Source organism: Algoriphagus chordae (assembly GCF_003254055.1).
Classification (GTDB): domain Bacteria; phylum Bacteroidota; class Bacteroidia; order Cytophagales; family Cyclobacteriaceae; genus Algoriphagus; species Algoriphagus chordae.
In genome coordinates this window covers 80,346-101,947 of record NZ_QKZT01000017.1, presented here as the reverse complement: position 1 = coordinate 101,947, position 21,602 = coordinate 80,346, and the positions used below count along the sequence as shown (strand labels likewise).

15 protein-coding genes are annotated in these 21,602 nt (G+C 40.5%); all 15 read right to left on the bottom strand.

Going from position 1 to position 21,602, the window contains the following annotated elements; all coding sequences use genetic code 11:
* Positions 1-55: 55 nt before the first annotated feature.
* Positions 56-1,429, bottom strand: a complete 1,374-nt coding sequence (locus tag LV85_RS17050; protein WP_111321653.1) for a coiled-coil domain-containing protein — start codon at positions 1,427-1,429, stop codon at positions 56-58.
* A 193-nt stretch (positions 1,430-1,622) separates the two neighbouring features.
* Positions 1,623-1,796, bottom strand: coding sequence for a hypothetical protein (locus tag LV85_RS22095; protein ID WP_158531200.1), 174 nt, complete (start codon positions 1,794-1,796; stop codon positions 1,623-1,625).
* Between the two features lie 141 nt (positions 1,797-1,937).
* Positions 1,938-2,819, bottom strand: a complete 882-nt coding sequence (locus LV85_RS17045) for a hypothetical protein (protein WP_146260495.1) — start codon at positions 2,817-2,819, stop codon at positions 1,938-1,940.
* Positions 2,820-2,918: 99 nt separating this feature from the next.
* Complete coding sequence (locus LV85_RS22340) at positions 2,919-5,918, bottom strand: DUF6443 domain-containing protein (protein WP_111321649.1); 3,000 nt, start codon at positions 5,916-5,918, stop codon at positions 2,919-2,921.
* 86 nt (positions 5,919-6,004) lie between these two features.
* On the bottom strand, positions 6,005-7,378 hold the full coding sequence (locus LV85_RS17035) for a hypothetical protein (RefSeq protein ID WP_111321647.1): 1,374 nt from the start codon (positions 7,376-7,378) through the stop codon (positions 6,005-6,007).
* Positions 7,379-7,611: 233 nt separating this feature from the next.
* A complete protein-coding gene (locus LV85_RS17030) occupies positions 7,612-8,238 on the bottom strand; it encodes a hypothetical protein (RefSeq protein WP_146260494.1) in 627 nt (208 codons plus the stop codon).
* A gap of 1 nt (position 8,239) precedes the next feature.
* Positions 8,240-9,139, bottom strand: coding sequence for an RHS repeat domain-containing protein (locus LV85_RS17025; RefSeq protein WP_158531199.1), 900 nt, complete (start codon positions 9,137-9,139; stop codon positions 8,240-8,242).
* 285 nt (positions 9,140-9,424) lie between these two features.
* Positions 9,425-10,024, bottom strand: coding sequence for a hypothetical protein (locus LV85_RS17015; RefSeq protein ID WP_146260493.1), 600 nt, complete (start codon positions 10,022-10,024; stop codon positions 9,425-9,427).
* Positions 10,025-10,392: 368 nt separating this feature from the next.
* On the bottom strand, positions 10,393-10,884 hold the full coding sequence (locus LV85_RS17010) for a transposase (RefSeq protein WP_111321637.1): 492 nt from the start codon (positions 10,882-10,884) through the stop codon (positions 10,393-10,395).
* A gap of 243 nt (positions 10,885-11,127) precedes the next feature.
* Positions 11,128-11,973, bottom strand: coding sequence for a DUF1735 domain-containing protein (locus LV85_RS17005; protein ID WP_111321635.1), 846 nt, complete (start codon positions 11,971-11,973; stop codon positions 11,128-11,130).
* A 22-nt stretch (positions 11,974-11,995) separates the two neighbouring features.
* On the bottom strand, positions 11,996-13,591 hold the full coding sequence (locus LV85_RS17000; RefSeq protein WP_111321633.1) for a SusD/RagB family nutrient-binding outer membrane lipoprotein: 1,596 nt from the start codon (positions 13,589-13,591) through the stop codon (positions 11,996-11,998).
* Positions 13,592-13,601: 10 nt separating this feature from the next.
* Positions 13,602-16,706, bottom strand: a complete 3,105-nt coding sequence (locus tag LV85_RS16995; protein ID WP_111321631.1) for a SusC/RagA family TonB-linked outer membrane protein — start codon at positions 16,704-16,706, stop codon at positions 13,602-13,604.
* Between the two features lie 484 nt (positions 16,707-17,190).
* Positions 17,191-19,113, bottom strand: coding sequence for an OmpA family protein (locus LV85_RS16990; RefSeq protein WP_111321629.1), 1,923 nt, complete (start codon positions 19,111-19,113; stop codon positions 17,191-17,193).
* 4 nt (positions 19,114-19,117) lie between these two features.
* Positions 19,118-19,744 carry a 7-carboxy-7-deazaguanine synthase QueE gene (locus LV85_RS16985; RefSeq protein ID WP_111321627.1) on the bottom strand — a complete coding sequence of 209 codons (627 nt, stop codon included), beginning with the start codon at positions 19,742-19,744 and terminating at the stop codon, positions 19,118-19,120.
* Between the two features lie 145 nt (positions 19,745-19,889).
* Positions 19,890-21,494 (bottom strand): amidohydrolase, encoded by a 1,605-nt coding sequence (locus tag LV85_RS16980; protein WP_111321625.1) that lies wholly within the window; start codon positions 21,492-21,494, stop codon positions 19,890-19,892.
* Positions 21,495-21,602: the final 108 nt, after the last annotated feature.

The window sequence follows — 21,602 nt, the reverse complement described above, 5'->3', positions numbered from 1 at the left end:
GTATTCGTAATGCTCCACTATGTTGCCGTTTTCGTGTATCAATAATTACTATATTCTAATCCCCAATCTCTTTCAAATAATACTCCACTTGCTCGTCCCCTTTCTTCTTTAATTCTTCCATCGGAATCATTTCCTTGACTTCCTTTTTGAGATTCTTAAAGGAACCGATCTCAAATCCGATCTTGAGCTGAACCCTGCTTTTGTACAGACTTGACTTTTCATTGAAAAATGGGTCTATGGAACCCATCACTACAGAGCGGATTACCTTACCCATCGGGATGGTTCTTCCGATTGCGAAGTTGGAAGCCCAGGCTTTCCCATCAAAATCCCTGTACTCATAGCCAGCTGGATTGGTGATGGTAACCTGATTCCGGTTTACTGTGCCCTGAGCAAACCAATTCCCTTTACTGAATCGTAAGCCGGTAAATACACCGAACCCTTCTCTTCTGAGTTGTTCATCGGCATCAAACTGTTTTTTCCAAGAAACCCCTCCCAAAATGGATAACTGCTGGGAAAAGGAATAGGAAAGCCCATAATCCAACTTCAACCCTTCGCCAAAGGAAGTCAGCGGATCATACCAGCCCATCATGCCAACACGGTGAAAAAAAGGTTGTCCCGATAGTTGGTTTGTTTCGAAGAAGTCTGCCTTTTTCTTATTCAGGTCAGATGAAATAGTCTTGATATTCCCAAGTGAATCAACCTTCAATTTGGAAAATTCCTTTCCCGCCTTTTGAATGTATTCTTCACTGATATGTCCGGCCTTCCCGGTTGCAAGCTCTTTTGCTTTATCAAAGGGAATTTCTGAAGGCAGGCCTTTTTTGGTTAGCTCTGCCAGGGCACCCTTTCCGTAGAAGTCCGGGAGCTGTGCATTTCTGGGATCAACCCCTTCTTTCACCACACCTGTAAGCTGTTCTTCCAGCTTGGGCATGAGCCATTCATTGGTAAGTGCCTTGAGATTTTCATTATTCTGATCTATGAGTGATTCCAGCTCATCAACTTGCCTGATATTCTCCAACCTTGCTTTGGAATCTTTTACCCTATCCAGCGTGTTTTTGGTGGCATTCTTGATTTCTTCTCCTGGAATTTCTTCGCTTTCAATTAGGCTTTCCAGGGTTTTGCTTTCCTGTTCCAGCAGGGCTTTACTTCTTTCTTTTGCCAGTGTAAAGAGGCTGTCACGCTGGGTACTGTCAGCGGTGATTTCCTTCAGGTTTTTGAGTTCTTTCCGAAGCGAATCATAGGATTTCTTCAGTGACTGGATCTGCTTGAGTTCTTCAAGGAACGGGATTTCTGGTTTAGAGGGTAGAGCAGAAAGAGAATTCGAAATCGAAGGCTTAGGAAGCTTTGAACTCAAGTTGCTAGGCAAGTTTTGAGCTTTCAACAAACAGGATGAAAGTATCAAACTAATTACAAAAATGAATTCTTTCCTCATAGCTGATTTGGCAAACCAATTACATTTATACCCTTCATTTAAAAGCCAATTTGAAAGTTATTTATATGATAGTTTATAAATTCTCTTTTCACTTTTTGAAATACAAAATCAACTATATAAATAGGTTTAGATACAATCCACATCTAGTCCCAATATAGTTTATCTAAACGCAGTGGAGTAAACACGACAATCTCTAATTCAAACTAGAGAATATAAACAAACCTATTAGTAGGGCCACAACCCCTAATATTACCTTTCCCATAATTGATAAAACAACATGAACAATTAATAATTTTTTTAATGCAAAAAAGGCAGTAGAACTATCTTTTTCATTTGTTATATTTTCTTCAATTTCTTCTAATTTCAAAGTAAAAAAAATTGATTTTTTTTAAATCGAATATTATGATTTATAGATAATATATAAATATAATATCGATACAAAATCGTTAATAAAATATGAAAAACTATAAAACATATTATAAACTTAAATACTAGCATCATTCTTAATCTAATTAATTTTTTCTCTTCTAATTAAATTTAAATTCGTCGCATCATTAGGTACCAATCCAATTCTATTTATTTCCTCTCTCATCTCCCTATCGGAAGGTATTTGTGATTGTTGGTTATTAATATATTCACTTGCTTTATTAATAAACCCTCCCAATTGTTCCACAGTAACACCAAGGCTTTCCGCTAATCCTCCCATTATTTCATCTGACATATTAGACAGATTTACCGGAGCACCTATAAATTTGGTTACAGAGCCTTCCGCCCAAACCCCTCCTCCTATAGCCCCACCAGGAGAAGCAAAAGGAATTAGGCCACCCAATTGCTTTCCGTCAGCAGTTGAATTTAGCTCAAATGAGCCTCCAAGTAAACCTGTAGGTGTTGATCCTAAAAATCCTCCAACTCCGAAACTCACACCCTCCAGATCTTCTAAGTCACCACTATTAAGATATGTCCCAATTCCCCCTGCTAAACCCATACCCGCTGCAGGGCCTAATGATCCAGACACATATTGAACTGCGTAAATACCATCTTTTTCTCGTCTAGTACCTACCGCTAATCCATAGGAAGCACTTGCAGTTAAACTTAAATTACCTACCACAGGTATAATCCCTCGACCTTCTGCTTGAATTGAAACAGCTTCTAGACCTTCTAATTCGACATGGGAGGTTACTTTATTTTCACTAAACGCATATGGACTATTATGTACAAATTTATCAGCTAATGGATCAACATTAAAGAATCGACCAATTTCTGGTTGATGATTCCTCCATTTAAAAGAGCTCCAGTTTAATTCAAATTCATCAATTGATTCTTGACCTTGAAATTTCCATTTATTCTCCTTGATCCCTCCGTAAACATATCCCAATCCTGTCAGTTCCAAGCCCCAGGGATCGTAGTGTGTTTCCTGTACGATCACAGAACTCACACTCATCACCATCATATTGTCAAACCAGACATCCTCTGAAGTTTCCCCCGATAGCTATCGGGGCACAAAGGTTTTCATACCTGTGCGCCGTGGCGTATATCCGTCCCTGGAAATATACATCTCCTCCTCCAATACCTCATGTTGGTTGGCCGCATTTTTGGTCAGCACTCTCTTGCCCACCTCGTACCTATTGCTGTCCTGATCATATAGTGCATACATCAGATAGGCCTCAGGTGTTGTCTTCTTCAGCAGATCCTTGGCCAGGATATCAGCAAGGTTCAGTAAAGCTATCGGGTTGGCCCCGCCAGCGCGCTGGTTGCTTAATGCCAGTTCGTTCAGGTCTGCCACCAGTCTTTCCTTGCCTCCTGCTGCCATAAAGCTTGCGGCGTTTGCTTTCTGGTTTTTGTCTTCCAGGTATTTGCCGTGTACCTGAAGCTTTAGACTGTCTCCCGCATAGATTTCCTGGGTACGTCCCGGACCTACCATTCTGCCTCTGTTGGCATTCAGCCAGGCCACTTTGTTCCCTCCCGTCGTGACATTGTGCTCCGGCTCGGTCTGTCTGGATTCTATCATCATGGAGAACTGTTGTTCCTCAGCCTGTGCATTTTGGGTTTCCATCGTCGCCATAAAGGTCTGGCTTTCTGATTCCCGCAGTACTTGACGAATATTGCCCAGATGATCCTTCAGATAGTATTCTCCATAGAGTCCATCTGGCTCTGCGACTAGCCTACCCTCTTCATGGATCAGGTAATCCAGTGCTCCGTCCAGCAGCACGATCTCCCCGATATAGTCCTGTGTCTTGGTCAGGGTTCCGCTGCTGTTGTACACCTTCTGGGTCAGTTTGTTGCCTACAGCATCATAGGCGAACTCTAGTTTTGCCCCAGTTGTAAAAGTGATTTCCTGTGGGAGATTGAGATGATTATAGGTAATCTGGCTGATCTGCTTATCCGAATTACTGGTCATATTACCATTTCCATCATACAGGTATACGGTACTGTCCCGATCCTTAAAGTCACTGGCTGTATAAGTCAATGCGGCATTATTGTCCTTCACCTGCGAGAGTCGGTTGCCATATCCCTGGTATATATACTCCAGATCATCCACCACATTATAGGCTCCACTTGCCCTTTGGTTTCTCCGGATCATCGAGTAGATGTTGCCGTTCGCATCGTAGGTGATCCCGTTCATCGTAAACCAGTTTGACTCACTGCTTGCCGAATAGTTGGCCGCCTTCAGCCTGTTCGCATGGTCATAGGTATAGTTGTACGTCCTGGTTTTAAAGGTCCCGGATGTCCCTGCCTTTCCACCCCAACTTATTCTGGAGATATTTCCGTTATATCGGGGAGCCGTGGCTCCGCTTTCCTGATAGTAATTGGTCTGGGTATAACCATCGGGCAGCGAGCTTCCAAGCGTCTTCAACCAGCCTCTGATGTTGTAGGTATAAGTCTGGTTGCCCGAAGTTATTTTTGGAAAGGATTTTACTTCCAATTGCCCTAGGTCATTGTAGGTGTTCTGCACGATCCTTCTGGTCATACCATTTACCGTATGGTCAATATAATCCAATTGCCCGATCACATTATAATTGTAAGCCCGCATGATATCTTCCACTCCCGCATTCGTACTCGAAGTCAGGCTGAGGGTAGGTTGACCTTCAAAATTGTACTTGGTGGAAGTTCGGATTTCCCCTCCCAGTTGGTGTTCGGATATTGACTGGATTACCTGCCCTTTGTTGTCGTAATACAATACTGTTTTGTAAAATGCCCCTGTTTCCAGGTTTTTAACTTTCATCCCAGTCTGAAGCCCGTGTACTCGGGTGCTCGCCTGTGCATCAAAACCTGTATTTGGCTGATAGCTGTAGCCTGTAAGGGCTGCATAGGAGTCGTAATAATTCACCGTCAGTAAGTCCCCTTCTTCATTGGGCCAGCCATTTGTAACTGTTCCATTGACCATTGAGGCATTGTTGGACCCGGCTGTGTTCAGCGCGCTCTGAAGTGTGGGAAAATTCTGACTTTTACTGACTAGGCCCGTGGAAAGCACCCTGCCCAAGGCATCATATCTGGTATACAACCATTTGTTACTGGTGCGCATAATACTATCCTGCATGCCTACCGGACGATCCTGGGCATCATAGAGAATATATTCCACTCCCTTTCCGGGAACCTTCTTTTCAATCATCCTTCCCCTACTGTCATAGGTATAAAGAAAATACTGCTCAAAGGCCAGGTCAGAATCCGCCGATATGGACCAGGCATCGTTTACCTCAAACAGGTCAATCGCCAAGGGGGGAAGTACCACCCGCAGCTGCCCCAGGTCATCATATACATAATATGTACTCAGCCATCCCGAGTGACCGTCAGTAACCGGCGTTACGCAGCCCTCTGTTTTTTTCAGGATTACCCGACCAAGCTTATCGGTAAATTGGACTGTCTGGATATCATCCTCGTCCTTGGTAATTTCAACCCAAAGTTCATTGGAGGGATAGGATGAGGAAGTTACCGGGAGCCCGTTGGAATCCAAGGTCCATATTTTCACCTCATCGGCTGATGTGTTGGGTCTCCTCTCAAACTTGATTTCTTTGCCTGTCCCCAAGTGCCAGGAACTTCCAGGCGCTGCTTGTTTGTCCACACGGTTCAGTGGCGAAGGTTCAAAAAGAGTTTGGGAATAGCCGTAACTGCTCCCATAGATCGCAGAGGTCCTTCCTGTATGGTCTGTAATTGCACTACCTCTGAACCTTCCATCCTGAATACCTCCAGTTTCATAATAAGGTAGGTACTCTTTCTTCTGACGGCCATAATCATCGTACTCAATCGGTGTGATCAGGTCCTTGCCGCTGATGGTCGATGCTTTGCCCACTGTCTGCTTCGGCCTTCCCAGCCCGTCCAGATAGGTGAAATTCTTGTAGGAGTGGCTGGAAGTTCCTCCTGTTACCGAAGTGATGGAAGAAGTGGCTGTCCTAGCTTTATACGTTTTTACAAAGTTCTCCGTGGTCTGCGCAAGCGTTACTGAGGCGGTAACCAAAAACAGGAATAAAGCAGGGATATAATAATGTCTCATGGTCAAAAAATCAGTTTCCGTTGGCGTAGTTGTATTCGTAATGCTCCACTATGTTGCCGTTTTCGTGTATCAATAATTACTATATTCTAATCCCCAATCTCTTTCAAATAATACTCCACTTGCTCGTCCCCTTTCTTCTTTAATTCTTCCATCGGAATCATTTCCTTGACTTCCTTTTTGAGATTCTTAAAGGAACCGATCTCAAATCCGATCTTGAGCTGAACCCTGCTTTTGTACAGACTTGACTTTTCATTGAAAAATGGGTCTATGGAACCCATCACTACAGAGCGGATTACTTTACCCATGGGGATGGTTCTTCCCACGGCGAAACTAGAAGCCCAAGCATTTCCTTCAAAATCCCTTGATTCATAGCCTGCAGGATTGGTGATGGTCACCTGATTGCGGTTTACTGTACCTTGAGCAAACCAATTCCCCTTACTGAAGCGTAGTCCAGTAAATACACCGAACCCTTCTCTTCTCAGTTTTTCGGAATCGTCAAACTGCTTTTTCCACGTAACTCCTCCCATCAGGGACAACTGCTGGGAGAAGGAATAAAATAGTCCTGCGTCCAATAAAAGCCCTTCGCCGAAGGAAGTCAGCGGATCATACCATAGATTCACTCCAATTCGGTGAAAAAAATGCTCTGCTTTGAGTTGGTTGGTTTCAAAAAAGGCTTCCTTTTTCTTATTCAACTCAGAAGGAATAGTCTTTATATTTCCCAAGGAATCAACTTTCAACTTGGAAAAATCCTTTCCTGCCTTTTGAATGTAATCTTCGCTGATATGTCCCGCTTTCTCGCTTGCAAGTTCCTTGGCCTGATTAAAAGGCACTTCTGAAGGCAATCCATTTTTAGTCAGTTCTGCCAGCGCATCTTTGCCGTAGAAGTCTGGGAGTTCGGCGCTACTTGGATCAAGCCCATCTTTCACGACACCTGAGATTTGGGCCTCCAGTTTTGGCATGAGCCATTCATTGGTTAGCGCCTTGAGATTTTCGTTATTCTGATCTATGAGTGATTCCAGCTCATCAACTTGCCTGATATCCTCCAACCTTGCTTTGGAATCATTCACCCGATCCAGTGTATTTTTTGCAGCATTCTTGACTTCTTCTCCTGGGATATCTTCAGAATCAATAAGGCTTTCAAGAGTTTTACTTTCCTTTTCCAGCACTGCCTTGCTTCTTTCTTTTGCAAGGGTAAAGAGGCTATCACGCTGGGTACTGTCAGCGGTGATCTCTTTCAGCTCTACGAGTTCCTTCCTAAGCGAATCATAAGATTTCTTCAGTGACTGGATCTGTCTGAGTTCTTCCAGGTAGGGGATTTGAGGTTTGGAGGTTAGAGCAGAAATTGAATTTGAAATCGAAGGCTTAGGAAGATTTGAATTCAAGCTACTTGGCAGGTTTTGAGCTTTCAAAAAATAAGATGAGAGCATTAAACTAATTACAAAAATGAACACTTTTTTCATAGCAGATTTGTCAAAACAAATACATTTAGACCTTTCATTTAAAAGTTATTTATCTGATTGTTTATATCCTCTTTTCACTTTTTGAATTACAAATACTACTATATAAAAAGGTGTAGATACTCCCGACAATTGTCGCGGACTACACCTAGTCCAAACCATGTTTTATCTACATCCAGAGGGGGGGGGGGGAAGTAAAAGAGGCTGTGTTACTTACACTAAGAATTTTTTTCCTTTCACCATATATCGGCCCAATAAATAACTATTCCTAGTCTTGAATTAATTGCGACTCCCTTAGAATAGCCATGTTTCCATCCCTCTGGGGTAAATCTTCCATTTGGAAGCTTGGTAGAATCCATAAATAATCCACTTTTTGCATCAATAACATACAAAATATAACCTTCCAACCCTGTCAATCCGCTATCAGTGCCTCCCCAACCTTCTTCAAAAAAATTAGGTACAGGAAAATTACCCTTACTGCAAAGATTAAAACTGAAGTCTTTTTCAGTTTTAGTCCTTGAATTTTTATCAAATCTAAACCAGTTTTGACTATTCAAATGTTTATCAATTGATAATATACAAGTATCTTCTGAAACATAAGTGGCTTTGGCTTTCTTCTCCAATTCCAACGTAAGTCTTGATATTTCTTCCTTTCCCTCATAAAACTTCAACCATACATGAGGATGAGAATGAGTTATATCTTGGGAAACAATCAATTTTGAATACGATAATGGAACTTTTTCAGGAAAAAAATTTACAAAACTCTCATTAAAATAGTCGATTTCTTTTGGAAACATCAAATCAACTTTCCTTTCGCAGCTTAATAGCATTAAAGAGAATAAAAGAATACCTGTATTTCTCATACTATTTTCTTTTTTTCATTAACGGAAGCAATATTTCAGTATAGAAATTAACTCCCAGATTTTCCCAATCTAAACTTTCTTTCGAAAATATATTACTTCCTAATTTTCTTCGCATACTATATGGAATAATCTGAGTATAATTGGTTCTTACCATCTTCATCATGAATGATTTAGTTTCCTCAGTGCTTTTGATAAATTTCCCAAAATCATCCAATTTTGAATATGTCACTCTACTATCTAAAATTTTCTTGTTGCCACCATACATGACTTCGGCTTTTGGGATCCCAACAGACTCTTGATAAGTTATATCAAGTTCTGAAACTTGCTGCTTTAAAGCTTTATGATACCCATTATCAAGCATAAATTGATTACTAGCTTCTTCAGTCATTAAAGTTAAAGAATTAAGGTCACCACTTATTTGATTTTCCTCAGAATCAAACATATCATCAGCTCCAAAATTCTCCCAACTATCATTACTTGCTCCACCACCTAAATTATAAATGAAATTGGCAATTTCATTCCCATACTCTTCTTGAAGACTTGTGAATTTAAAATCAGATTGTCCTTGAATATTTATTAAGACACCATTATAGTTACTTACAAACCAATCCATACCATCAGGATCAATATTTAAAACAGGATTATCTCCAGTCCAACTATAAGGTGACCATTTTAAATAATTTTCTCCATGCGGATCCAATTGCCAGGTACGTCCAATAACAGGATCATATCCACGGGCTTCAAAATCATAAATATTGAGGTTTTGGTCATCCATTATCTCTTTGCCCTGATAGAGATACTTGTTCACCTTGATCCCTCCATACTGATATCCCAGTCCAGTAAGTTCCAATCCCCAAGGGTCATAATGGGTCTCCTGTACGATCACCGGAGTGGTGCTCATCACCATCATATTGTCAAACCTGCCTTCCGGCAGGCAGGCCTGACATCCTCTGAAGTTTCCCCCGATAGCTATCGGGGCACAAAGGTCTCCATATATCCGTCCTTGGAAATATACATCTCCTCTTCCAGAACTTCATGCTGGTTTGCCGCATTTTTGGAAAGGACGCAACCCGCAGCCTGGCTCCTCGCAAAAACAGTCCACCGGACTGTTTCTTCACGCTCGGCCCTCAACTTCGTATCTGGTGATTTGCTGATATAGAAATATATAATCAATAGGCTACCTTCATTAAGGTATGATTGAATAATTAAATTGAGAAAAATCTATGGATCGAAATTGATCTCCATTTGGAGTCCAAAAGTCATCAACCACCTCAAAACTAGAATAGGGCAATGCAACTTTACCTGAATAACCTGTTCTTTCTCTACCTACTTTATGATAATTTGAGATACAGAAGGAGCCTTTAACAACTGTACCATAAATTGACACTGTTTTTGATTGTCCATTACTCCATTTGATTTTAATTGTTTGAAGTTTCTCCCTATGGCTCCTTACAATATTCTCGAAATAAACTAAGGAATTCAAATAACCATCCTCAAAGCTGTAATCCGTTTTATCAAAATCCAAAAAAGGGTCGATAGCCTGTCCAGAGCAACAATCAATCAAATTATCACTTGAAAAGTCGGACATAAACAATTTGGCCAAATCTATATTTTTAGTCTCCAAAGATTCAGTTGACACTATCCAATAATACTCTTTTGTTTCATGTTGGGAAACCTTGAAATCTTCCTCAAAACAAAGTATTAAAAAAGTATTATTTACCTTTTGTGCAATCACATTAGTGGTACAAAAGATCATTACCAACAAAATTGAAACTCTATTTTTCATCCTTATTGTATGATATATTCAACGCTTTGCGTGCTTCAGGCAATATTATTGGAGATGGTGGACTATTCAGCAATCCTCCACTTTTGTAACCATTATATGGAAGACCTAAAGTATGCAAAATCTCATGCGAAGTAGTTCCTTTTGGTCTTCCATAGTTCAATCGTACAGCATTGCCTATAGTTGTACCGTGACTTCCTCCTGAACCATCACGAGTTATAACTGCCGCTGGTGCCGAAAGCTTCGTCGTAGTTCCAAACGTGGTTTTTGTCCCCCCGTCTGGGTGTAGTCAAATCATCGTCGGGACTGGGTGAAGATTGCAACTTCACCCTAATATCCAAACCAATTTGCAATTGGCTTAGAAACCTTTATCAATATAGGTAGTCTTCGGCATTTTCGACAATTCCTGCCCTAACTGGATTCTCATGAATATACTTCATCCTACTTTCAATCATTCCAGGCCGATACAATTCTATCGCATGATTATCGTGGGTCCAAAACTGCAGGGAACCTGATCGCTTGTTGAATTTCGCATGATCCTCAAAAATCACATTCAGCCATTCTCGTCTGCTTTCCTGAGGATTCTCCAGGATCATTTTCAACAACTTCTTACTTATGAACTTCTTAAAATCCCGGACCCAGTCCGACAGTTTGCCAGCTTTGTGCTGTACTACCATATCGATAGGATTGCTCATAATTATATACCCATATAAATACAAGCGTTTCTCATTCCGGCAATAAGTAAGATTTTCCAGAACATAGTCTCGATAAACTTTCCTGCTAAATACATCTGCCCAACCCACAACTTGAAAAGTAAGAAAATATGGCATTTCTTGATCTCTTATCTGGTAGGCCTCTCCCATAAAATGATGTTTTCCAAAAGTAGCAAATTACAAATTTGTATTGATAGTAAGGTGTAGTTACAAACTCACACCTAGTCAACGCCTTTGTATAAATCAATCCCATTCTACTCCCAGTGGGGGGGATGCGGAATATGGAATTCATCGCAAATCAATACTCAAAAAAGAACAGATGTTAACGAAAAAAGCCATCCCGAAAAATCGGAATGGCTTTAGATCATTGCCTATAAGACAATAGCTTTTCGCTTATTTTTTAACATAAGTCTCAGTCATGGTACGAGAACCAACATCATACTTTACATGTATAGTTTTCGTAGCAGGATCCCAGTAGTTTTCAGGATAGTTTGTTGCATTTCCTAGACCTGAAACAGAGATAACACTTGCGTAATTATTCACTGGATCAATCTCAATGATAGTCTGGTTAGAATAAACACCAATCAAATTGGAAGTAGTTCTGAACTCTCCAATAGTTGACATATGAACTGTGTTAGTTCCAGAACCTAGAGAACCAGAATAGGTATGGTCATAATCACCAGCCCACTGATTGTTAGGAATAACTGCATAAATCATGTGAGAGAAGTTTCCACTTACTACTCCGCTAGATGCAGAAGAGATCTTCAATGGAAGTGCGTAGTTAGCATCAAAACCGAAATTTTCTGGTATAACATCCACATTAATAACAACCCTCTTTTCACCTTTTGGAATAGTAACAGTTACAGAATTACCACCACCTGGTAGGGAATAGCTATCTGAATCTAACATTACGTATTCATCACCACCAGAAAGACCTTGATCTTCATTATAGGCTGGCAAATCAGATGGAGAAACCTCTACAGTAACTTCAATATCTTCTGGAGCATCATAAGCTCCTGAATACTGAACAATCACTTCGATAACATCCGATGGAACAGATTCAAAAGTAAGCTTATTCAAAGGATAAATACTTCCTACCGATACTAATGGAGCCTGCTCTACTAGCTCAATAATGCCAGTAGTTTTGTCCGGATCGAACAAGGGATCCTCGTCCAAACAAGACGTCAGTGTTAGCGCTGCAACACCGAATAGTCCAATTCTATTTAATATATTTTTCATATCTATTTCTATTAATTAAGGATTATTGGGCTTGCCAGAAAATCAAGCTTGAAAACTGATCAATTCCAGTAGGAACGTTTTCAGGGTTCAATTGAAATTCAGAAGAAGCATATAGGTATCTAATTGGCAACTTATCAGCTCTTGGAGAAGAAGATAATATAGACGCAAAGCTCAATTTAGGATCTGCAGAACCATTTACAATCTTAGGATATCCAGTTCTTCTGAAATCAGCCCAAGACTCATGTCCATTGACAAAGTTCAAAGCAACATATTTTTGAGTAATAATCGCTTCCAACTTTTCCTCAGTAGAGCTAGCTAGTGAATAATTCACCAAGTAATTGCTTGGATTCTCTTCCATATAAAGCTCATAACCATCATTAAGATCATAATCATCTCCATTATTAGCAATAATAGCACCTGTCATATCTTCATGCAAATATCTGAAAGAAGCGTAAATCCCATTTTCGAATGCATCCTGATCATCACCAGAAAGGTAACCCATCAAGTAAGCCTCTGCTTGTAGCAAGTAAGACTCAGAAGCAAGTAAGATTGGGAAATCTGCAGTTCTTCCTTTAAGAAGACCATTTGTAGCAGTTGCACTAGCTCCACTACCTGATCCTACAAACCAAGCTGTCTGACTAGCAAGTGCTGCTGGATTGTCTACCAAGTTTCCTAGCTGACCAACTGGAGTATTACTGTTAAAGCTACGGTAAGTAGCAGCACCTCTTCCAGTATCTAGGATTTTGGTTCCATCATAGAAACCATAGGTAAAGATACTTGGGATAGCAGATCTACCTGATCCAGAAAGGGAACCAGCAGCGTTAGAGTGATATCTTTGCCATAATGGATTTTGTTTTCCATCAGTTGCGATATAACCAGGATTAACTGTTGCATCTACTGACAAGAAGCCTACAGAAGTATTCATTGCAGCAAACTGAGTTGCAGCAAAAGAACTAGTCTCGGAAGATGATGCCATTTTCAAAAGCATTCTAAGCTTTAAGGTATTAGCAAATTGAGCCCATCTAGTGATGTTACCGCCAAACATTACGTCAGCAGAACCAAGACCATTAGCACCTGTAGCAGTAGTAAAGATATCGATAGCAGCAGTCAATTGCTCTACCAAGTCCTGATATACTACAGTTTGGCTATCGTAGGCAGGAGTTACATTCTCTGCTCCTTTAAGGCCTTCGCTGTAAGGAACATCTCCGAACACGTCAACTAACATAGCATAATCAAATGCCTTCATTGTTTTAGCTACAGCATTGAAGTAAGCTAAGCTAGGATCTTCAGCAGTAGTCTCTTCGATGTATTGATAGTTGATCAAATCATCATAAGTAGAAGCCCAAAGTCCATTGTAAGATGTTGTGGTCATGTTATAAGTAACAGTCGCACCCCATCCGCCATATCCACCAGCATTGACAGTGTAGCCATTGATCCACATAGCACTAGCATGGTAAGACAATAGCAAGTTACCAGTATTTGTCAAGGCATTTGGCAATACCAATTCGGGCGTAGCTGATGTCGCCGAATTTGGGTTCACATTATCTCCTAGAAATGACTCACAAGATGTGAGGGAGATAAAAGAAGCGAGTATAAATATTCTTAATATATTTTTCATTTCAATCTAATTAAAATGTTAATGAGATAGAACCACCGAAGAATCTTGTTGGAGGTGTATTCGATAAGGTTACAATACCTACCGCATTTCCATCAGAGAAGTTGAAATCAGGATCCGTGTAAATATTTGATTTCGGCGTGAAGATCAACAAGTTTCTTCCTTGAGCTGTAATAGTAGCACCTTGGATAAAACCAATTCTAGACATTAGGCTAGCTGGGAAGTCATAAGAAATAGCAACTTCTCTCAATTTCCAGTAATCACCATCAATTAGGTAATTTTCAGCAACGTTTCTTCTAAATGATCCATCCGTAAAGAATCCTGCACCACCGTCAGTTACTGTTATGTTAGTGTTCTCAATATAGCTACCTGGGTTTTCAGGATCTTCATAAGAAGAGTTTGGAACAACAAAACGCTCTCTGTTGAAATAAGCTGTAGTAATACCTGATCCAGAGAAGTCGAATGATCCACCTCCACTGTAATAAATGCTATATCCACCTCTATATTCTGCAAGAGCATATAGTCTAAAGCCTTTGTACAAGAACTCAGCATTCACACCTAGTCTATGCTTAGGAACAGTGTTACCAAGAGTTACTTGCTCTTCAGCGACACTTGGATAACCAGACTGAGCATCTACGATGATTCTTCCTTGGTCATCTCTCTTATAAACAGAACCAATCAACAATGGATAAGTTTCTCCCTCTACTGCATATACTTGCGCATTGCCACCAGAGGAAATTGCTAATCTATTCAAGTCATCAGCGATCTCTACTACATAGTTATCATTGAATGTGTAGTTAGCACCTACATTGATTTGGAAGTTGTTTCTAGAGAATGCTGTAACATTCAACATAGTCTCCAAACCTTTGTTTGCTACGATACCAGTATTCTGCAAGTAAGATGAGAAACCTGTAGAAGAAGATACTCCAGTAGCAATTGTTTGATTTTCAGTTTCTGATTTGTAGTAAGTGAACGCACCGTTGATTTTACCGTCAAACAAGATGAAATCTGTACCAAATTCGAAAGATGTTGTAATCTCTGGCTCAAGATCAGCTGCAACTAGACGGTTGTCCAAAGAATAACCTGAAAGGCCACCGTAAGGGAATCCCGCTGAAGGACTGAAAGTTGGATCTAACTGGTATGGACCTAAGTTAACTTGACCTACCTGAGATATACCACCTCTTAGCTTCAATTGAGAGAAGAAGTTTCCTTTCAATGTTGGGAAAGCTTCAGATGCTACAAAAGAAACGTTTGCAGCAGGATAGAAGAAAGATCTGTTCTCTTTAGAAAGAGTAGAAACCCAGTCATTTCTTCCTGTCAATTCTACGAACAAGTAATCTTTGTAGGCCATTTTGAACTGTCCAAATACACCGACTTGGCTAGACTCATAATTACCTTCACTTGCTCCAGCTTCACCTACTCTGTTTGATACGTTATAAAGGCCTGGTATTACAAGACCGTTTGCACTTACGTTTACGTTCTTGGATTGATTTTTTCTCAATTGATTACCAAGCAATAAGTTGAAGAACAAGTTATCACCAACTGGTTTTTTCAAATTAACCAAGAAATCGGAGATAAGCTGATTGCTATAGCCAGATCCGTCTGATACTCCACCAGCGATGTCAGTCTTTGCAGCTGAAATCTCCTTAGTGTAATCAGTAAAGGTAAATTTACCAGTAGTGTTCTTATTAGCATAACTTCTATTGGAAATACCTACACGGTAAGTGAAGTCCATCCAAGTAAGTGGCTTGTATTTCAATTCTACGTTACCTACGATGTAATCATTTCCTGACTTCTGACGACTATTGTCAGCTTGGAAATAAGGGTTATCATAATACTCATTATAGTATCCATTTGGATTAGCAAATGGATCATTTTTCCAGTCTTTATAGCTGGTCAATGGGATATGAGCTGGTGTTTGAAGAATTTGATCGTACATACTACCAGTAGCAGTAGTGATGTCATATCTGTTCTGAACATAGTTTGTAGACACGTTCAAGGCTAACTTATCACCGAATTTTCTTGTACTATTGAATCTTACAGATGCTCTAGTATAGTTATCACCTGGCGTAGTACCGTCATTATTCAGATATTGAGCAGAGAAGAAGTTCGTAGAATTCTCATCACCACCAGAGACAGAAAGGTCAGTCTGGTTAGTTAAACCTGTTTCCCAAAAACCATTTTTAGAACCAGTATTAGAATAAGGTACAGTCTGAATAGAACCATCTTCCAATGGCTTACCTATCTCTACCATAGATCCGTCGAACCTTGGTCCGTACTGCTGATTCTCATAAGGTACATATACGTGAGGGTAACCACCTGCATAACCTGATCCAAATTGATCTTGAATTTCTGGGTAGAAACTCACTTTCTCAAGATTTACTGTGTGACCTACTGTCACTCTAGCAACACCTGATTTACCTTTTTTAGTTACGATGATCAAGGCACCATTGGATGCAGCAGAACCATAAAGAGCGGCAGCGTTAGCACCATTCAATACAGTGATCTCTTGAATATCCTGTGGGTTAAGGTTACCTAAAATAGTATTAGGAACAATTACGTTATCCACTACGATCAAGGCTTCGTTGTCACCAGTCAAAGAACGGCTACCTCTCAATATAACACGTACATTAGGGTTTACACCCGAACCTGTTGTATTGATCTGTAGACCGGCTACTTTACCAGTCAAACCTGCCGCTACGTTAGCTGCACGTCCTTGAGCTACATCACGAGTCTCAATACTTGTAGCATTGTAACCCATTTCCACTCTTCTAGATTCGATACCCGCCGCACCTGTGATCACGACTTCACTCAAACTCTGTACATCTGGTTGTAATACAACGTCGATTACAGATTGTTGTCCAATTTGGATCTCTTGTGTATTAGTTCCAATGAAACTAAACACTAACACTGACCCTTCAGTAGGGATTGTCAATGAGTACTTGCCATCAATGTCTGTGGCAGCACCTACGCTAGTACCTTTGACTAATACAGTTGCGCCTGGGATAGGCTCACCATCTTCGCCAGAAGTTACTATTCCGGTTACTTTACGCCCCTGTGCAAATGCCACAGCACTTACTAGGAAAAGCGAAAGCCCTAGGAGTAAAATTTTCTTCATAAGTAATATGATTTGGTTTATATTATGCCCAATGATATTCTTATTGATTCAATATCGCAAAACAGCGGGTTATAAATTTACCTATCAGAGCTAGACCATAGGTGAACAAAAATCTATCTATCTACACATTTACAAAATTAAAATTGGGAGCCTTCTAAAATCATCCCGATTTTCAAACCTTTTATTTTGTTAATCCAATGTTAACAAAAGTTAATTTTTTCTTAAAAAGGCTTATATGGGGTTAATGTGAGCTGAAAGGCTCGAACAAAAACTTAAATTTCTAAATATGCCTTATTAACAAAATTTAAATTATTCAATGGCAAAAAACTAATGCTATTATTGCAAATAATGGACCTTCAAGAGAATTAAAATCTGAATTGGAAAAAAAGAAGAACAGCTAAAACTAATTGAATAAAAAAAAGACGTTATTAGTAGTTGTTGTTTGATGAAAACTTATTAATAATGAGATAGCAATTATTACTTTCTATAAAACCTTTATAGTTATCCTTCGGTTTAAGGCTTGATTTTGAGCATTACTGTTGGGGACCATAGGCTCATTATCCCCCTTGCCTTCCACCATCACTCTGCCCTCATGAAAGCCATTGCTCATCAGATATTCCTGGACGCTTTTTGCCCGCTGCAAACTCAGATTCTGATTATAACTTGCTCCCCCCACATTATCCGTATGGCCTGTGACCAAAATGTTAACATTTGGGTTTTCATTCAAAAATTTTACTAGCCTCCTGAGCGACGAAATCGACTCGGATTTCAAGTCATATTGATCAAATTCAAAAAACACATTTTCAAAAACAAATTCTTCACCTGCAGCGACTGGAACCAATTCCACCTTCAAATCCTTAACGTTCTTGATTTTATCTCTTTCCACATTGTAGATCTTGGGAAGAAAACCTTTTTTCTCCACGTATAAACCTGAGATAGCCTGGTCTGGATACAACATAGTGAACTCACCGGTTTTCCCATCTGCTTTGAACTTGTAAAGCGTGCTATCATTGGTCAATGACACCAGCGATAAGGTAGCATCTATAGGCTCCCCCGTTTTGGAATTGAGTACTTTACCTTCTGTTACAGTTAAGTTTTCACCTAATGATATTTCATTCGGAAATTTAAATCTATATAATAAGGAGCGATCATTTTCTTTTTCAGAAGTAGTCAATTCTGTAAAATAAGCATAGTCTTTTTGAGCAGTTATAAATAATGCTACTTGATCCAATTGATCATTTATAGGAAAGCCAAGATTTTCAGGTTTCGTAAATTCACCATCCACCACTTTGGATAATTGGATATCCATCCCCCCAAAACCTGGATGGCCATTGGAGGAGAAAAACAGGATTTCATTATTGAAAAACATAAAGGGTGAAATCTCATCTTTAGGCGTATTCACTATATCTCCTAGGTTTTTTGCCTCCGACCATGTAGCATCATTTTGCATGATACTGTACCATATATCATTTCCTCCAAAACCTCCTTTCCTATTGGAAGAAAAGAATAATATTCTCCCATCAGCAGAAAGTGAGGGTTGGGAATCCCAGGACCTTGAATTAACATTTTTCCCCATATTACGTGGACGCTGCCACATCCCATTTACTTTATAGGCAATATATAAGTCACAACTACCCTCTGAATCTGGCGCATCACAAGAGGTATAAATCAAAATATTGCCATCAGCGGTGACGGAGCAGGTACCTTCATTATAAGGGGAATTTATCGTCTGGGCGATGCTCTGAGGCTTGGACCAGTTTCCTTCAGGAGACACAAATGCCATGAAGATATCTTCCTTGTCATTATTGCCAGTACCATCTCGCTTGGTAAAAAGTATCTGCTCCCCATCTGCAGTCAATACAGGGAAATACTGAAGCTGGAACTCATTGAGCGGTTCTGGTAATTTTTCCTTCTCAATAGGCTTGAAGTTCCCCAATTGAGTATCCAAAAACTCCATCTGATCCTTCATCTCCTGATAATAGCGAGATTGCCTAAAGGAGGTGTCAAACAAAGGTTCGGTGGCTGCAAATTCATCAAAGGCCTCTTGAAACTTCCCTTCCTTTAAATATAGATTAATAAATACCCACCCAATATCTGCACGGTGTTGCTTAGTCGAATTCTTTCCTCCCAGTCTTGACTTACCAGCAATAGCCGTTTTTTCAGCATCTTCCAATTTACCTTGAGTGATTTGAAGCTGGGCTAGTTTGATGTAGGCTTCCAAAAATGACCCTTCTCGCTTAATTGCCTCCTGATATTTTGCAATTGCCGCATCATATTGCCGAGAGAGTGTCAGCTCTTCTCCTTCCTGATACATTTTAATTGCCTTGCCATCAATGACAGAATAGCTCTGCGCATTGGCAAAAGAAATGGTGAAAAGAAGAAGAATTCCTACTAATACAGGGCGCATGGACTTAAGGTATGTCCATAAATTTATGAGTTTGAAGCGAAATTTTCCATTTTGGGTGATTTTTTGCAAAATCAATGATCACTGGTGTGAACTTCTCCGCCTTGCTCCACTCGGGCTGGAGACGTAGTTCGCAACTAGAATCTACCAAGGCAGCATGCTCTTCTGCGAAGGCAAAATCACTCTGGTGAAATACAACTACTTTCAGTTCGTCCGCCTCCTTATATATAGAGGGATGCGGTTTCTTGAATTTCTTGGGAGAAAAACATACCCAATCAAAGTCACCTGAATAGGGATGAGCTCCTGAAGTTTCGATATTAGTCGTGAATCCTTTTGCTTTCAAAAGTGCCGTCAAAGGCCCCAAATCATACATCAAAGGTTCGCCACCTGTGATCACAACCAATCTGCCCGGATAAGCTAGGGCGTCCTCCACTAGCTGCTCTATCGGAAGAACTGGCCACTTGCCAGCCTCCCAAGATTCCTTGACATCACACCAGACACAACCCACATCACAGCCACCTAGCCGGATAAAATAAGCAGGATGTCCTGTAAATCTCCCTTCTCCTTGTATTGTGTAAAAAGCTTCCATCAACGGAAGCTCCAATCCCTTCGCTACTAACTCCTTCGTATCCATATTCATCTGAATTTTTGATAAAGCGGGCAATTGAACCGCTGGGTGAATGATGGCGCAAAGGTAAGGGTTTGAATTGGAAAATTGTAGGATTGGAAAATTGGAAGATTTGCTGTCTCAATTTTTCAATCTTACAATATTGAAATCATCAATCCTTTCTAATCGTAGGATACTTCACCCCTAGCTGCTCCAGATAGGTATCAAACTTAGTCTCATCGTAGTAAAATTTTTCCAGCTGAGGTCGGAATTGATCCTGTGTCTTTTTATTCAAATATATAGGAGCTTCATCCTCTGCTCCCAGCATAGGCTTATACTGAGTCTCCTTGCTTTGCACATTATTGAAATAATCCCAGGCCTCATCCACCAAGTCCGGCTGAAGTAGAAAATCTAAAATTGTCATCGCTTCTGCTTTTGCGCCAGCAGTCACTCCCTTATGCGCGATCGGAGTCGCCATCGCTATGGCATTTGCCCAGTGATGCCCTGGAAGCCCTGGGATATTGGATGGGAACCTCAAGGTCACCGTAGGAACTACCCAAGAAACATCTCCAATATCATCCGAACCGCCAGATCTAGGCTCAGTCACAGGAAGTCCAAGCGTATCCAATTTGGTAGGCAAACCGTCAACTTTTTCAGACCCTACTTCCTGCTGAACGGCCTTCGCTAAGTCCTGATCTGCATCTGACCATGTCGGCAAACCCACTTTCAAGATATTAGCATACATTTTCTCTGCAATAGTCTTATTGAAATGCCGAGGCCAAGCAGTACCCAAAATTTTCGAAGTCACTTCAGTATCCGTCATCAGAGCCGCTCCCTCTGCCATTTTATTTGCCATATCGTACATCTCCATGATTCCCTCGTATTTCACATCACGGAAGTAATACCAGATTGAAGCTTTCGAAGGAACTACATTTGGCTGATCTCCCCCATCCGTGAAAATCGAATGTGAGCGCTTCAAAGGATCTAAATGCTCTCGTCTATAATTCCATCCCACATTCATCAATTCTGCTGCATCCAAGGCACTTTTCCCTCTCCAAGGAGCTCCAGCCGCATGAGCCGCTTCTCCCGAAAAGGTGTATTCCACTGAGATCAATCCAGTACCAGAGGCCTGCCCATAGCTCACAGCTAAGTTATTTGCTACATGAGTAAAAATACAGATGTCCACCTCGTCAAATAGCCCATCTCGCGTGTACCAAGCTTTTGCTGCTACCAACTCCTCGGCTATCCCTGGCCAAAGAATCAGCGTCCCTCCAATATTCTCTCGCTCCATGATTTTCTTCACTGCCAGAGCCGCCGTAATATTTAGCGGAATCCCAGCATTATGCCCTTCCCCATGACCTGGTGCTCCCTCCACTATCGGTTTGTGATAAGCTACTCCAGGATACTGAGAGGCTTTTGGGATATCATCCAAATCAGAGCCTAGGGCGATAGTGGGTCCCTCCCCATTTTTCCATGTTGCAATCCAGGCAGTGGGAATCCCTGAAATACCCATTTCGATTTCAAAACCATTTTCCTCCAAAATCCCAGTGAGGTACTTGGAAGATTCCACTTCTTGAAATCCCAGCTCTGCAAAGCTAAATATCTTATCGACCATTACTTGACTCATTTTAGCCTCTCCTTCGACCAACTGAGCTACCTCCTGCTTGAGCGCATCTATTTGCTTTTGGGACATTTTCTTCTGTGCAAAAGAAAAATTGGAAAGTAGAAATGACATCATCAAAATGCCCAGACCTCTTTTTGAAAAATTCAGAATCATAAGTTTAGTGGTTAGTTAAGCATGAAAATAACAAAATCTAGGAAAGGATTTACTGAAACTTGGCTTGAATAATAATTATGATCTGCTTAGCAATTATGAATTTGCATT

Excerpts from the sequence above, each read along its gene's own strand:
- LV85_RS17050 (WP_111321653.1), bottom strand. The coding sequence starts at position 1,429 with ATGAGGAAAGAATTCATTTTTGTAATTAGTTTGATACTTTCATCCTGT.
- LV85_RS22340 (WP_111321649.1), bottom strand. The coding sequence starts at position 5,918 with ATGAGACATTATTATATCCCTGCTTTATTCCTGTTTTTGGTTACCGCC.
- LV85_RS17035 (WP_111321647.1), bottom strand. The coding sequence starts at position 7,378 with ATGAAAAAAGTGTTCATTTTTGTAATTAGTTTAATGCTCTCATCTTAT.
- LV85_RS17030 (WP_146260494.1), bottom strand. The coding sequence starts at position 8,238 with ATGAGAAATACAGGTATTCTTTTATTCTCTTTAATGCTATTAAGCTGC.
- LV85_RS17025 (WP_158531199.1), bottom strand. The coding sequence starts at position 9,139 with ATGAGCACCACTCCGGTGATCGTACAGGAGACCCATTATGACCCTTGG.
- LV85_RS17015 (WP_146260493.1), bottom strand. The coding sequence starts at position 10,024 with ATGAAAAATAGAGTTTCAATTTTGTTGGTAATGATCTTTTGTACCACT.
- LV85_RS17010 (WP_111321637.1), bottom strand. The coding sequence starts at position 10,884 with ATGGGAGAGGCCTACCAGATAAGAGATCAAGAAATGCCATATTTTCTT.
- LV85_RS17005 (WP_111321635.1), bottom strand. The coding sequence starts at position 11,973 with ATGAAAAATATATTAAATAGAATTGGACTATTCGGTGTTGCAGCGCTA.
- LV85_RS17000 (WP_111321633.1), bottom strand. The coding sequence starts at position 13,591 with ATGAAAAATATATTAAGAATATTTATACTCGCTTCTTTTATCTCCCTC.
- LV85_RS16995 (WP_111321631.1), bottom strand. The coding sequence starts at position 16,706 with ATGAAGAAAATTTTACTCCTAGGGCTTTCGCTTTTCCTAGTAAGTGCT.
- LV85_RS16990 (WP_111321629.1), bottom strand. The coding sequence starts at position 19,113 with ATGCGCCCTGTATTAGTAGGAATTCTTCTTCTTTTCACCATTTCTTTT.
- LV85_RS16985 (WP_111321627.1), bottom strand. The coding sequence starts at position 19,744 with ATGGATACGAAGGAGTTAGTAGCGAAGGGATTGGAGCTTCCGTTGATG.
- LV85_RS16980 (WP_111321625.1), bottom strand. The coding sequence starts at position 21,494 with ATGATTCTGAATTTTTCAAAAAGAGGTCTGGGCATTTTGATGATGTCA.